At 37.8% G+C, this 13,941-nt stretch carries 9 protein-coding genes, 1 pseudogene and 1 other annotated feature; of the genes and pseudogenes, 8 read left to right on the top strand and 2 right to left on the bottom strand.

Features of this window, described 5'->3' with window-relative positions:
- Positions 1-259: 259 nt before the first annotated feature.
- Positions 260-2,987 (top strand): annotated as a pseudogene (locus tag RG571_RS05450) (Cna B-type domain-containing protein).
- 271 nt (positions 2,988-3,258) lie between these two features.
- On the opposite strand, the gene RG571_RS05445 reads toward RG571_RS05450, so the two are convergent.
- On the bottom strand, positions 3,259-3,744 hold the full coding sequence (locus RG571_RS05445) for a prolyl-tRNA synthetase associated domain-containing protein (RefSeq protein WP_002318671.1): 486 nt from the start codon (positions 3,742-3,744) through the stop codon (positions 3,259-3,261).
- An 89-nt stretch (positions 3,745-3,833) separates the two neighbouring features.
- Positions 3,834-4,179: a binding site (T-box leader), on the top strand.
- A 44-nt stretch (positions 4,180-4,223) separates the two neighbouring features.
- On the opposite strand from RG571_RS05445, the gene RG571_RS05440 reads away from it, so the two are divergent.
- The 7 genes from RG571_RS05440 (at position 4,224) to RG571_RS05410 (ending at position 12,359) form a co-directional block, all read left to right on the top strand.
- Positions 4,224-4,865, top strand: a complete 642-nt coding sequence (locus RG571_RS05440; protein ID WP_002289240.1) for an amino acid ABC transporter permease — start codon at positions 4,224-4,226, stop codon at positions 4,863-4,865.
- A gap of 18 nt (positions 4,866-4,883) precedes the next feature.
- Positions 4,884-5,519: an amino acid ABC transporter ATP-binding protein gene (locus RG571_RS05435; protein WP_002339743.1), complete on the top strand. Its 636-nt coding sequence runs from the start codon at positions 4,884-4,886 to the stop codon at positions 5,517-5,519.
- A gap of 17 nt (positions 5,520-5,536) precedes the next feature.
- Positions 5,537-6,352 carry an amino acid ABC transporter substrate-binding protein gene (locus RG571_RS05430; RefSeq protein WP_002318672.1) on the top strand — a complete coding sequence of 272 codons (816 nt, stop codon included), beginning with the start codon at positions 5,537-5,539 and terminating at the stop codon, positions 6,350-6,352.
- Between the two features lie 441 nt (positions 6,353-6,793).
- Positions 6,794-8,230 (top strand): glycoside hydrolase family 1 protein, encoded by a 1,437-nt coding sequence (locus RG571_RS05425; RefSeq protein ID WP_002289243.1) that lies wholly within the window; start codon positions 6,794-6,796, stop codon positions 8,228-8,230.
- 188 nt (positions 8,231-8,418) lie between these two features.
- On the top strand, positions 8,419-10,866 hold the full coding sequence (locus RG571_RS05420; protein WP_002377145.1) for a DNA translocase FtsK: 2,448 nt from the start codon (positions 8,419-8,421) through the stop codon (positions 10,864-10,866).
- A gap of 229 nt (positions 10,867-11,095) precedes the next feature.
- Complete coding sequence (gene rlmN, locus RG571_RS05415; protein ID WP_002293986.1) at positions 11,096-12,163, top strand: 23S rRNA (adenine(2503)-C(2))-methyltransferase RlmN; 1,068 nt, start codon at positions 11,096-11,098, stop codon at positions 12,161-12,163.
- Positions 12,153-12,359 (top strand): hypothetical protein, encoded by a 207-nt coding sequence (locus tag RG571_RS05410; RefSeq protein ID WP_002307236.1) that lies wholly within the window; start codon positions 12,153-12,155, stop codon positions 12,357-12,359. Before rlmN ends, RG571_RS05410 begins: the two co-directional genes overlap by 11 nt.
- On the opposite strand, the gene RG571_RS05405 is transcribed toward RG571_RS05410, so the two are convergent.
- Complete coding sequence (locus RG571_RS05405; RefSeq protein ID WP_002339745.1) at positions 12,356-13,459, bottom strand: iron-containing alcohol dehydrogenase family protein; 1,104 nt, start codon at positions 13,457-13,459, stop codon at positions 12,356-12,358. The two genes, RG571_RS05410 and RG571_RS05405, sit on opposite strands and share 4 nt — an antisense overlap.
- Positions 13,460-13,941: the final 482 nt, after the last annotated feature.

Here is a 13,941-nt window from a genome sequence, read left to right as displayed (position 1 = left end):
ATTGGAAATATAGCTTGAAAAAATGAAAGCAATAAGTAAAATAAAGTGAACATATGTGAAAAAATAATTATTATTAGGAAAAACTTTATATAAAAGTTTTTTTGGCATATTTATTTTTTCTAAATGTTTGTAAAATAACTATCTATTTGATGGTTGAAAGGTTGGAAATGAAATGAGTGAGGGAGGATTTGAGAACAAGGGTTTTTGAGTACTAATATAGTATGGATTATTTTTAGTTAAAATAGGGGAGATAGAAAAAATGAAAAAGTGTAGAAATATTATTTTATCATTGTTATTTATTATTACTAATATAACATCACTGATTCCTGTTCATGTCTATGCGGATGCAGGTAGAGATATCAGCAGTAATGTCACTTCGTTGACCGTGGATCCAACAAATATTACAGATGGAGGAAACATAAAAATAAAATTCTCGTTTGACGAAAAAAAAACAAAATATCCAGCCAGGTGATTATCTTTGGATCAATTGGTCAAGTGAAGGAAATATTCGCGGTGAAGGATTCCAAAAAGAAATCCCACTAATGTTTGAAAATAAAAATGTTGGAACTTTAACGGTCAGAAAAGATTCTGCGCAGGTTGTGTTTAATGAAAATATTAAAAACCTAGACTCAGTAGAAGGTTGGGGGCAATTTGAGATACAGGCCAGAAACGTAACCGATACCGGTGAAGAAAATACGGGACCATTCACCGTGACGAGCGGTGATAAAACAGCTACTGTAATGTGACAAAGCCAGCTTCTGGTTCTTCTTCTAGCGTTTTTTATTATAAAACAGGAGACATGCTACCTGAAGATACTAAGCACATTCGATGGTTTTTGAATATTAACAATAACGGCACTTATGTTGAACAACCAGTTAAAATCAGTGATGAAATCCAAAGTGGACAAAGATTAGATCCAAGTACGTTTGAAATTAATCAAATACACTTAGGTGAACAGAAGGTTTATAGAGGAGAAGAGGGAATCCAACAATTTTTACAAGATTTCCCCGGCGCTACATTTAATTTTTCAGTAACTGATAATTACATTGAAATAACTATACCAAAAAACTTTGTCAATCTTAGGAAAATAATGGTGAGTTATAAGACGATCATAGAAAACCCAGAACAAATAAATTTTGAGAATCATTCGGAAGCTTGGTTTAAAGAATTTAATAAACCTGCTGTTGATGGAGAAAGTTTCAATCATACAGTTAAAAATATTTCAGCTTCTGGTGGAGTCAACGGTACAGTTAGAGGCGAATTGAAGATTTTCAAATATATTAATGACACAGAGATTGGTATCCCAAATGTGACTTTCGAATTAAGACGAGCAGATGAACAGCCTATTCAAGGACAGTCTAGTATCCTGTTGACTTCGAATGAACAGGGAGAAGCTAGTATCAAAGGCCTGCAAGTAGGAGACTATGTTGTAAAAGAAAAAGAAGCACCCAATTGGATTGATTTTGATCCACTAAGTTCAAATGAACTCAAATTCTCCATAAACGAAAATGATACAGAGGGAGTCAGTTTACCTATTTATAACAAGAAAAAGGTTACGAACATCACAGCAACTAAAATTTGGAACGGTGGAACCACTCCAAGACCGAGTATTTATTTTTTAATTATTCAGAGCAAGTACAAACAATTGGGAACCAGTTCCTGATGCAGAAACAAAACGATTAGACAATGGAATAACTTCAGTGACTTGGGAAGATATCCAACAGTATGATGATAGTGGAAACGAATATACGTTTAAAGTGCAAGAAGTAGATCAAAACGGAAATGATTATGTCCCTTCAGGTTATCAAAAAATTGAAAACGGGCTAGTCGTTACAAATGAGAATAAAGAAGTCATTTCAGTCTCAGGACAAAAAACATGGGAAGACAATGAGAACCAAGACGGCAAACGACCGACGACGATCACAGTAAATCTATTAGCCGACGGTCAACCGATCCAACACAAAGAAGTAAGTGAAAAAGATGATTGGCGCTATCGTTTCACGAATCTGCCAAAATACAGAGACGGGCAAGAAATCATCTATACTGTAACGGAAGACAACGTGCCCGAATACAGTACGACAATTGAAGGGTATAACATCAAAAACAGTTATACACCGGGTAAAACTAGTTTAAGCGCTACTAAAGTATGGGATGATGGAAATAACCAAGATGGGTTACGACCTCAAAGTATCCAAGTCCAGCTGTATGCTAATAACCAAAAAGTAGGCGAAGCAGTAGAACTGAGCGAGGAGAATCACTGGACGACCACGTGGAACGAATTGGCAGAAAAGGCGAAAGGTCAAGCTATCACTTATCGAGTGGAAGAGTTGACCAAAGTAGCTGGCTATACCAGTGAAGTTAAACAAACAAAGGATGGAAACATCGTTATTACCAATACCCATGTACCAGAAACCAAAGAGGTTTCTGGACAAAAAACATGGGAAGACAATGAGAACCAAGACGGCAAACGACCGACGACGATCACAGTAAATCTATTAGCCGACGGTCAACCGATCCAACACAAAGAAGTAAGTGAAAAAGATGATTGGCGCTATCGTTTCACAAATCTGCCAAAATACAGAGACGGGCAAGAAATCATCTATACTGTAACGGAAGACAACGTGCCCGAATACAGTACGACGATTGACGGGTATAACATCAAAAACAGTTATACACCGGAAAAAACAAATATATCTATACCAGGTAGCCATATAACACCGTGGAAAAATTTTCCAGAGAAGACAGAGAGAGAGAAAATTAGAAATCTATTCTCTCAAAAATTGCAAATATTTGCTCATACAGGAGAATCCAGCGAACAAAGAACCAATTATATTAGTAAGAGAGCTGTACCTAAACAGATAACAAATAAATCAAAAAGCATTCTTCCTAAAACAAGTAGTAAAAAATCTAGTTTTGCTGTAATCATTGGTTTATTGATAGTAACTATCTGTGCTGGGATATTCTTACAAAAATATAAAAAAGTTTAGTTAGAATATAATATTTTTTGTTAAATATGACTGAAATCAAAAGAATAAAATTCCGATTTATAATCGAAAAAAGAAGCATTTTTATATATGCTTCTTTTTTCGTAGAATCAATAAATATGGATTTGGCTAACTATGGAAGAATACTCGTATTAGTTTTCAGCGTTCATACTAGTTGTTACATTGTTTGATTGGCCAAAAGAATTTCTGATATATTTTGTGCTAAATAAAGAAAAAGACGCTTGAATTGGGAAATAAGAAAACTACTCTATCATTACAAATTTTCATAAACTGGCAGATGTTCTAAGTAAACAAGTATCTTTTCAAAGTCGGAAAAATCCATGATCAACGTAGTGGTATTGATATTTGGATGAAAGCCTACGGTATCTTGACGATCAATAGCAGCATCGATCACGACTTGGATTTTTTTCTCTTTGTCGTGCATCAATGCTAATGGAGTCACTGTACCTGCTGGAACGCCTAGGAGGTCAGGAAGCTGTTCTTCAGAAACAAAAGATAAGCGGTTTTCTTTTAATTGTTCAGCTAGTTCTTTTAAATCGGCATGCTTTTCATCAGGCAAGATGACAAGATAGATTTGTTTTCCTTTTCTTGATTTCAATAATAGATTTTTTACTTGCGGACCAGGTAGGGAAAAAAGGACATTTTTGACTGACGTAATCGCAGGATGATCGACTTTTTGAAAAGAGATACCCAGTTTTTTTAGTAGTTCATAAGCTTCTTGTTCGGTTGCACGACTCATCGCGCATCACCCTCCTTTTTTTATTAGTGTATCATAAAAAAGAGTTGACAAATGAAAAATAATCATGTAAATTACACGTAAAGTTAAAACAAATGACATCGAAAAGAAGAGTAGCCGTTAGGTGTTTTTAGAGAGTCTCTGGTTGGTGGAAAGAGGCAGCAGTTAACCGTGAAACACATCTTGGAGTCGATTTTCTGAAGCGTATAGTAGGAAAATCCGGGGAGCCCGTTACAGCTGCGGTCGTTGCTAGATGACCAGATAAGGCTGGCTTTTCCGTGAGGAGCCGGTAAAAAAAGGTGGAACCACGTGATTAACGTCCTTTGATCTTCGGATCAAAGGACTTTTTGTTTTCATCTGAACGGCAACGACTGTGTGAGGTTTTTTCTGCAAGGAAAAAATAAACAGAGGTGGAACCACGTATAATACGTCCTCTTGGCATTTGCCAAGAGGATTTTTTTATTTTAAAGGAGGAAAAGAAGATGGAGTATTTGATTGAAGTTATGCCGCAATTATTAGTAGGAGCACTCACAACATTGAAATTATTTTTATTTACCTTGATTGGCTCATTACCATTAGGGATTGTTTTAGCATTAGGATTGTCTTTGCATTTTAAGCCGCTACGCTACTTGCTTCAAACATATGTATGGGTTATGCGGGGAACACCGCTGTTGTTGCAACTGATTTTTATTTTTTATGGGTTGCCGACGATTGGGATCGTTTTTGATCGTTTCGAAGCAGCACTCATTGCCTTTATCTTAAACTATGCAGCTTATTTTGCAGAGATCTTTCGTGGAGGGATACAATCGATTCCTCAAGGTCAATATGAAGCAGCGCAAGTTTTGCAATTAAGTCCCTTTCAAACGGTGACGAAAATCGTCATCCCACAAGTGACAAAGATTGTTTTACCTTCTGTAGGGAATGAAGTTATCAACTTGGTCAAAGATTCTTCCTTGATCTATATATTAGGTTTAGGTGACGTAATGCGTGCTGGGAAAATCGCGATGGAACGCGACGCGACTTTACTGCCTTTGCTAGGCGTGGCAATCATCTATCTTACATTGACTGGTATTCTAACAATCGTAATGAAACAAGTTGAAGGAAAATTAAATTATTACCGCTAACTGATAGGAGGAAGAAATATGATTGAATTGAAGAAAGTGAACAAAGCATTTGGTGAAAAAAAAATAATCAAAGATTTGAATCTGATCATTCCAGATGGGAAAACATTAGCTATCGTAGGTCCTTCCGGTGGCGGTAAAACCACGCTTTTACGTATCTTGGCTGGCTTAGAAAGTTCTGACAGCGGAGAATTTTATTTAGACGGTGTACCGTTCAACCCATTCGAGCTTAAAATGAAAGAACAAGTTGTAGGAGTCGTATTCCAAGACTTCCAGCTATTTCCACATCTGAATATTTTTGAAAACATTACCTTAGCACCAAAAATGGTATTGAAACAGACAAAAGAAGAATACACCAAAAAAGCAGAAGAATTAGCGGCTTCATTAGGGATTGGTGATTTATTGAATAACTATCCTTATCAGCTTTCTGGCGGACAAAAACAGCGGGTAGCGATTGCCAGAGCATTGGCTATGAATCCACGGGTATTGGCTTATGATGAACCAACAAGTGCTTTAGATCCTGAATTACGCCAGCAAGTCGAGCGTTTGATCCTATCATTGAAAGAAGATGGGGTAACCCAAATTATTGTCACCCATGATTTAGTATTTGCAGAAAATGTCGGTGATCAATTACTAAAAGTTTCCCCAATTCATTAAGAAAGGAGAAGATAGAGATGAAAAAAAACAGTTTTCTATTCGCTTTGATCGCAGGTCTTCTTCTTTTTGCAGGCTGTTCGAACAAAAAAACTTCAGCAGATAATTGGGCGACTATCAACGAAGAGAAAAAAATCGTTATAGGTTTAGACGATACATTTGTTCCTATGGGATTTAGAGATAAAGACGGGAAGCTCACAGGATTTGATATTGATTTAGCCAAAGCAGTCTTTGAACAATATGGGATTACGGTAGACTTTCAGCCCATTGACTGGTCAATGAAGGAATTTGAACTGAACAATGGAACGATCGATTTGATATGGAACGGCTATTCCAAAACGCCGGCAAGAGAAAAGAAAGTGCAATTTACAAAACCTTATATGGAAAACGATCAAGTGCTGATCACACCTAAAGAATCAGGAATCACAAACTTTGGACAAATGAATAATAAGAGATTAGGTGCGCAAAATGGGTCATCTGGTTATGATGTATTTACGAAACAACCAGAAGTATTAAAAGAGATAGTCAAAAACCAAGATGCTGTTTTGTATGATAGTTTTAATGAAGCATTGATCGATCTGAAAAGCAGACGGGTCGATGGTCTGCTGATGGATAAAGTATACGCAGACTATTATTTGAAACAAAGAAACGAACTAGAAGACTTCAACATAACAAAAGGTTCTTATGAAAGTGAGGATTTTGCAGTTGGTGCACGCAAGTCAGATAGTACATTAGTGAAAAAAATCAATGAAGCCCTAGATCAACTAGAGAAAACAGGTGAATTCCAAAAAATATCCGATAAATGGTTTGGCGAAGATGTTACGCCGAGAAATTAACAAATAGGGGACTGTGACAAAAGACGTGTCACAGTCCCTTTTTCCGAATAAACAGTGTTCTCCTGCCAACTCCTTGTGACTCGGAGCTGAATGGCAGGCTCACAACCTCTTGGTAAACGGTGTTCAAAAGCCAGTTTCTCGGTATTAAGCCAAATTTATGCAAAAATGTAGAAAGCCATTTTCACAAAATTTTTCTTACTACTCGAAACTAAGCGACTTTTTCACAACCTCTTATACACGGTGTTCCAGAAGTAGCTTCTTCGAAAAATAAGCCGAAATTTTACAAAACTTTGAGAAGCAATTTTCGTACATTACTTCTTGTTTCTTGAAGCTGACCACTTCTGTCACAACCTCCTTTACATAATTTTATTTTGTTGTGGAAGGGGTTTCGTGTTATTCTAAAAGAGGAACGATTGAAGGTTATAGGAAAGGAAGAGATGAATGGAACACAAAGAACTTACCTCATTTCCAAAAGATTTTCTGTGGGGCTCTGCTTCTGCAGCGTATCAAGTAGAAGGAGCTTGGCAAGAAGATGGGAAAGGAGAATCAGTCTGGGATCGATTTGTTCGGATTCCAGGAAAGACATTTAAAGGAACGAACGGTGATTTGGCAGTAGACCACTATCATCGTTATAAAGAAGATATTGCTTTAATGAAAGAACAAGGTCTGAAAGCTTACCGCTTCTCTGTAGCTTGGACACGGATTTTTCCTAATGGACGAGGAGAAGTCAATCAAGCTGGGCTCGCTTTTTATGAGAGATTGATCGACGAATTGATTGAAAACGATATCGAACCTATGTTGACTTTATATCATTGGGATCTTCCACAAGCATTGCAAGATGAATATAATGGTTGGGAATCACGTCAGATCATTGAAGATTTCACTCATTATGCAGAAACATTATTTGAGGCATTCCGCGGGAAAGTCCATTACTGGATTAGTTTGAATGAACAAAATATCTTCACTTCATTAGGTTATTTGTTAGCAGCACATCCGCCAGGTGTGACAGACCCGAAACGAATGTATGAAGTTAACCATATTGCTAATTTAGCAAATGCATCTGTCATCAATAAATTTCACGAGTTAGAAATGCCTGGGAAAATCGGACCAAGCTTTGCGTATACGCCAAATTATCCAATTGACAGTAATCCTGAAAATGTTCTGGCTGCTGAAAATGCTGAAGACCTGATGGCCAATTATTGGATGGATGTCTATATGTGGGGAAAATATCCGATTGCTGCCATGAGGTTCTTAGAAGAAAAAGGATGGGCACCAACGATTGAAGCTGGCGATGCAGAATTGCTAGAATCTGCTAAACCAGATTTTCTTGGGATCAATTACTATCAAACGGCGACGAATGCATTCAATCCATTAAACGGAGTTGGTGCAGGAAAAATGAATACGACAGGAAAAAAAGGTTCATCAGAAGAAACTGGAGTTCCTGGAATGTATAAAAAAGTTGAGAATCCATTTGTCGAACGAACAAATTGGGACTGGGAGATTGACCCAGAAGGATTAAGGATCGGACTGCGTCGTATCACAAGCCGTTACCGCATGCCGGTACTGATTACGGAAAATGGCTTAGGAGAGTATGACAAGTTGACAGAAGATAAACAAATCCATGACGACTATCGAATCAATTACTTACAAAGCCACGTCAAAGCCATCAAAGAAGCAATTTCGGATGGAGCAGAAGTCCTAGGCTATTGCACCTGGTCTTATACAGATTTGCTTAGCTGGCTGAACGGTTATCAAAAGCGATATGGATTTGTATATGTTGATCAAGATGAAACACAAGAAGGATCTTTGGAACGATATAAGAAAGACAGTTATTACTGGTACCAAAAACTGATTGAAGAAAATGGAGAGAACCTTTAGTTCACATACTTAAAACAAGAAGGTACGGCTGGATATGGCCGTGCCTTTTTTTGATAAAATCGTTTAGAAATTAAGAAAAACTGTAAAACAAGCTGAAAAATGAAAGAAAGCGTCAGTTCTTTCAAACAAAACTTTAGTTCCCTTGCTTTTTTTTGTATAATGAAACTTGATGAAATGAGGGATAATAAATGGCACAAAAGAAACGGCCTACTAAAAAAAGGAAAAAGACGAAAAAAACGAAAAAGCAAAAACAGCAGCAGGAACAAATGCTGACGATTGGTGTTGGGTTTACCTTGATTTTATTTGCTGTCTTCGGCTTTTTAAAATTAGGTTTTTTAGGAATATTGATTGCAAACGGCTTTCGGATCATTGCAGGAAATACTTACCAAATCCTCTGTCTTTTATTAGCCGTCTTAGGATTTTGGATTGTCATTAAGAATACAGAGTTTTCAATTGGTAAAAACCGACGCTGGTTTGGCGGCATACTCTTTTATTTCGGTATCTTATTATTGTTACATGCCCATTTATTTGGCAAACTCCATACTGGGGAACCAAATATCATGGGGACGACATGGGATTTGTTAGCCAGTGATATAAAACAAAGTCAAGTAGACAATAACGTTGGTGGTGGGATGATTGGAGCAATCCTTTATCATTTTACTTACTTCTTGATTGCACAGCCTGGAAGTTATTTAGCAGCAGTGCTATTACTGGCAGGAGGAGCATTCCTGTTCAGTAATCTGGAAGGCTATCAGCTGTTAAATAGTATCCAATCAATTGGAGAACGAGTACAGGGATTATTGGAAGGTGATCCTGCCAAGCAAGCTCGAAAGCAAGCGGCAAAGGAAGAGAGAATGAAACAGCGCGCAGAAGCGAAAGAAGCAAGGCGCTTAGCTGCAAAAGAAGCTGCAGAAAAAGAAGCTGCAGAATATGAGAAGAAAAAAGCGGTGAGCCAGCAAAGGGAAAATACTGCTGATGAATGGCAGGAACCAGAAAATACAGAGCCGGAGCAGCTAAGTTTTGTTCCAATCGACAGTTTTCAAGAAAATATCCATCCTGCGAATCTAGAGAAACCAGTACCAGATACACCAAAACAGACCAATACAGCAGAAGGTTTTTCAGATGAGTTGCCAGAGGATGACGGTACCTCATTAGAATTTGAGATTGAAGCAGAACAGGAAAACCAAGACTATGAATTACCGACAGTTGATTTGCTTGATTCTATACCAACTGTGGATCAAAGTGATGAGTATAAAAAAATTGAAAAAAATATCGGCGTATTAGAACAAACTTTCCAAAGTTTCGGTGTCGATGCCAAGGTCGTCAAAGCCAGCTTAGGACCATCCGTCACAAAATTCGAAGTCCAGCCGGCTGTAGGGGTAAAAGTAAGTAAAATTGTGAACTTAACAGATGATATCGCGCTTGCTTTAGCGGCGAAAGATGTCCGGATGGAAGCACCGATTCCAGGTAAATCACTGATTGGTATTGAAGTACCAAATGGAAAGATCAGTATGGTTTCCTTTAGAGAAATCATCGAAGCACAACCAAACCACCCAGATAAATTACTAGAAGTACCTTTAGGACGTGATGTTTCTGGACGGGTACAAACGGCTGATCTTTCGAAGATGCCTCACTTACTCGTGGCTGGTTCGACTGGTAGTGGGAAGTCAGTAGCAATTAATGGGATCATCACAAGTATATTAATGCGTGCTAAGCCCCATGAAGTAAAACTGATGATGATCGATCCGAAAATGGTTGAATTGAATATGTACAACGGCATACCTCATCTGTTGACGCCGGTCGTGACGAACCCTAGAAAAGCAGCGCAAGCCTTACAAAAAGTAGTACAAGAAATGGAAGAACGATATGAAAAATTCGCGGCAACCGGAGTAAGAAATATTTCTGGTTACAATGAATTTGTTCAACAGAAAAACTTGGAAAACGGAACGAAACATCCAACCTTACCATTCATCGTAGTGATCGTAGATGAATTAGCTGATTTGATGATGGTAGCCAGCAATGAAGTTGAAGATGCGATTATTCGTTTAGCGCAAATGGCTCGGGCAGCGGGGATTCATATGATCCTAGCTACTCAACGTCCAAGTGTGGATGTTATCACAGGAATCATCAAAGCAAATGTACCTTCCAGAATGGCATTTGCGGTATCAAGCGGTACAGATTCTCGGACGATCATTGATTCTAATGGGGCAGAAAAGCTCTTAGGGCGAGGAGATATGCTATTCTTGCCAATGGGTGAGAATAAACCGATCCGTGTGCAAGGAGCATTCATTTCTGACCACGAAGTAGAACGGGTCGTTCAATTTGTTACAGATCAGCAAGAAGCTCATTATGAAGAGAAAATGATGCCGACAGATGAAGTTGAAACGACAGGTGCTCCAGAACAGCCACAAGATGAGCTGTTTGAAGAAGCAAAAGCACTTGTCATTGAAATGCAAACGGCAAGTATTTCCCTTCTCCAAAGAAGATTTCGGATCGGTTACAACCGAGCAGCACGTTTAGTAGATGAACTGGAAGCTCATGGAGTTGTTGGCCCGTCAGAAGGAAGCAAGCCTCGGAAAGTATTCATTGAGCAGGAAGAAACATCAGAAACGTTGCCGGACGATAATGACATGTAAAACTTGTGTGATGAAGGGTTGAAAAACGAATAACCAATAAAAAGACAAGGCATGATGATACCAAAAGAAAAAATGGTTTTTTTCCATCTTTTCTAATACGGTATGATGTCTTGTCTTTTTAGTTTTTGTGAGATTAAAGTTCTATTCGATTTATTTGTGAAGTATTGCATTAAGGAAATGAATCATGTATAGTATGTAGCGAAACTTTGAGAAAAAGAGGGAAAATACTTTGGAAAAACAGTCCATTTATGGCTTGACGAATGAAGAATTAATCAATTGGTTTATAGAAAACGGCGAGAAAAAATTCCGAGCTGCCCAAGTTTGGGAATGGTTGTATCAAAAACGTGTAAGTAATTTCACAGAAATGACGAATCTATCGAAACAATTGATCGAAAAATTATCGGAGCATTTTATCATCAATCCTCTAAAACAGATGGTCGTCCAAGAAGCTTCGGACGGTACAGTAAAATATTTGTTTGAACTCCCTGATAAAAACATGATTGAGACTGTACTGATGAGACAAGAATATGGCTTGTCAGTTTGTGTGACGACACAAGTAGGATGTAATATCGGCTGTACATTTTGTGCAAGCGGGCTGCTCAAAAAGAACCGTGATCTGACTGCTGGAGAAATTGTTGCGCAGATCATGATGGTCCAACATTATTTTGATGAGCGCAATCTTGGCGAACGCGTTTCACATGTCGTTGTAATGGGGATCGGTGAGCCATTTGATAATTACGACAATGTAATGGACTTTTTGCATATCATCAATGATGCCAAAGGATTGGCAATTGGTGCTCGGCACATTACAGTTTCCACTAGTGGATTAGCACACAAAATCAAGGAATTCGCTAATAACGGCTTGCAAGTCAATCTGGCTATTTCCTTGCACGCGCCGAATAATGAGGTGCGAACATCGATCATGCGGATCAACCGAAGTTTCCCAATTGAGAAATTGATGGAAGCTGTGGATGAGTATTTAGAGAAAACAAACCGTCGAATCACGTTTGAATATATCATGTTGAATCAAGTAAATGATAGACCAGAGCATGCACAACAATTAGCAGATCTATTAAAAGATAAGAAAAAATTAGCATATGTCAACTTGATTCCATATAATCCAGTCAGTGAACATGATCAATATTCTCGCAGTCCAAAAGCTGATGTATTGAGATTTTATGATGTATTGAAGAAAAACGGCGTAAACTGTGTGATACGTAAAGAACATGGTACAGATATTGATGCAGCTTGCGGACAATTGCGAAGCAAGCAAATGAAAAAAACAGTTGCCAAATAATCGTAGCCTACTCGTTTTTTCAATTACCATAAAAGGAGCAGTTTTCTTAATTAAGGAACTGTTCAACTTAAATAAGAGAAAAGATTCTATAGCGAAAGCTATAAAGCTTTTTTTGACAAGAAAAACCCTCATCAAGCAAAGAAATGTCCTCAATTTGATGACAGCCTGCTTGATGGGGGTTTTAGCAATTATTTAACTGATTTTCTTATATCCTTGCTGGCTTTCTTGTGTAGCATGATAAGTTTCTACGTCAAGAATGGCCTGTTTAAATTTTTCTCGGGTGATTTCATAAGGCACATGTTTAATATCATTTGTTGCCATGGCTTTATCTAAGATTGCTTCTAAATCGGTCGTGACATTGAGATTCATGTCGGTTAACGATACTGGAAGTTGGTTCTTTTTCATAAACACATAGATTTTATCAAACAAATCGAACTGCTGATCCATCATCAATAAGGTCAGTACACCATAACTGACAGATGCTCCGTGAAGGTATCCCTCCATTTTTTCTAGAACAGTCGTACCGTAATAGAATGAGTGTGCCATAGCAGAATTATAGTTATTGTTAACTAAAACAGAAACCAATCCGGTAGTAACAATGATATCCGAAACGACTTGTTCAATTGCATATGAGGGACGATCGTCGGCACTATCTTTCAATGCTTGCGTACCATAAGTCAAGAGACGATCAATGCACATTTTTCCGATTTGGATTCCTAATCTATCCGTGTAGCCTAGATCATCGCCACGAGCAGAAAAAGTAGATTCGACTTCTTTGGATAAAGCATCGCCAATACCTGCCCATAAGTATTTATCAGGTGCTTCGGCAATAATTGCTGTATCAATGAAGGTGTGTACAGGTGGTTTTGAAGGAAAGAAGAGTCCGTCCATTACGCCTTCTTCGTTATAGATGACACATACCGCAGTGACGGGCGAACAGTTCGAACCAATAGTGGGAAAGGTGAAGACTGGTTTAGCTAGTTTTTCACCAATGACTTTTACAGTATCGCAAGCACGGCCACCACCGACTGCAAACAGGACATCTGCTTTTTGGACACTTTCATGCTGGATCAACTGTTCAATATTTCCATAAGTTGAATTACCCCCGTACCAGAGACTGGCGACAACCTCTATTTCCTGTGTCAAAGCTACTTTTATTTTGTTTTCTGCCTTTGAAAGTGCAGTCTTCCCTCCAATCAGCACTACTTTTGTCCCATATTCTTTGACGATTCCATTTGCTTTTTCATACGCATCTGTTCCAATGGTATAATTTGGTAAGAAAACACTTTGATTCATATTCATTTCCTTCTTTCTTCGTTGAAACGGGTTAAAATTTTAAAGAGTGATCGATCTGACTGCGGCTGTAGATGGAGTAGAGGTGAACCTAAGAGAGGATAAGTGATGAATAAGGTGGCATGAACACCTTGAAATCATCAATAAGTATCCTAAAAACGAACAAGTACAAAAACATTGAAAACGACAATAATGTATTTTTGTTCCTCTTAGTATTTCTACCGATTCCCTTTGCTTTTTTGTAATTATCTAAAAATTCTAAAAATTAAGATTATTATATGAAAACAGGTTTTATTTGTCAATTCATAATTGGTTTTTTTTAAAGCAAAAGATAATCTATATCATGATGAACAAACAGAGTTTTTTCCTCCAATTGATGGCTTTCCTGATCTTTCCTATTTTGAATAAAGTGTTTCTGTATAATTTTTTTATTTTATAAGTAAGATAAATAATGAAAGAATAGAGATACTGATTGGTAGCTAAAG

Source organism: Enterococcus sp. FR204 (assembly GCF_031143325.1).
GTDB lineage: Bacteria > Bacillota > Bacilli > Lactobacillales > Enterococcaceae > Enterococcus_B > Enterococcus_B faecium.
The sequence above is the reverse complement of the archived record's forward strand: the minus strand, read 5'-3'. Positions and strand labels throughout refer to the sequence as shown.

Bases quoted from the DNA above. Each gene is read 5' to 3' on its own strand.
- RG571_RS05445 (WP_002318671.1), bottom strand. From the start codon at position 3,744: ATGAGTCGTGCAACCGAACAAGAAGCTTATGAACTACTAAAAAAACTG.
- RG571_RS05440 (WP_002289240.1), top strand. From the start codon at position 4,224: ATGGAGTATTTGATTGAAGTTATGCCGCAATTATTAGTAGGAGCACTC.
- RG571_RS05435 (WP_002339743.1), top strand. From the start codon at position 4,884: ATGATTGAATTGAAGAAAGTGAACAAAGCATTTGGTGAAAAAAAAATA.
- RG571_RS05430 (WP_002318672.1), top strand. From the start codon at position 5,537: ATGAAAAAAAACAGTTTTCTATTCGCTTTGATCGCAGGTCTTCTTCTT.
- RG571_RS05425 (WP_002289243.1), top strand. From the start codon at position 6,794: ATGGAACACAAAGAACTTACCTCATTTCCAAAAGATTTTCTGTGGGGC.
- RG571_RS05420 (WP_002377145.1), top strand. From the start codon at position 8,419: ATGGCACAAAAGAAACGGCCTACTAAAAAAAGGAAAAAGACGAAAAAA.
- RG571_RS05405 (WP_002339745.1), bottom strand. From the start codon at position 13,459: ATGAATCAAAGTGTTTTCTTACCAAATTATACCATTGGAACAGATGCG.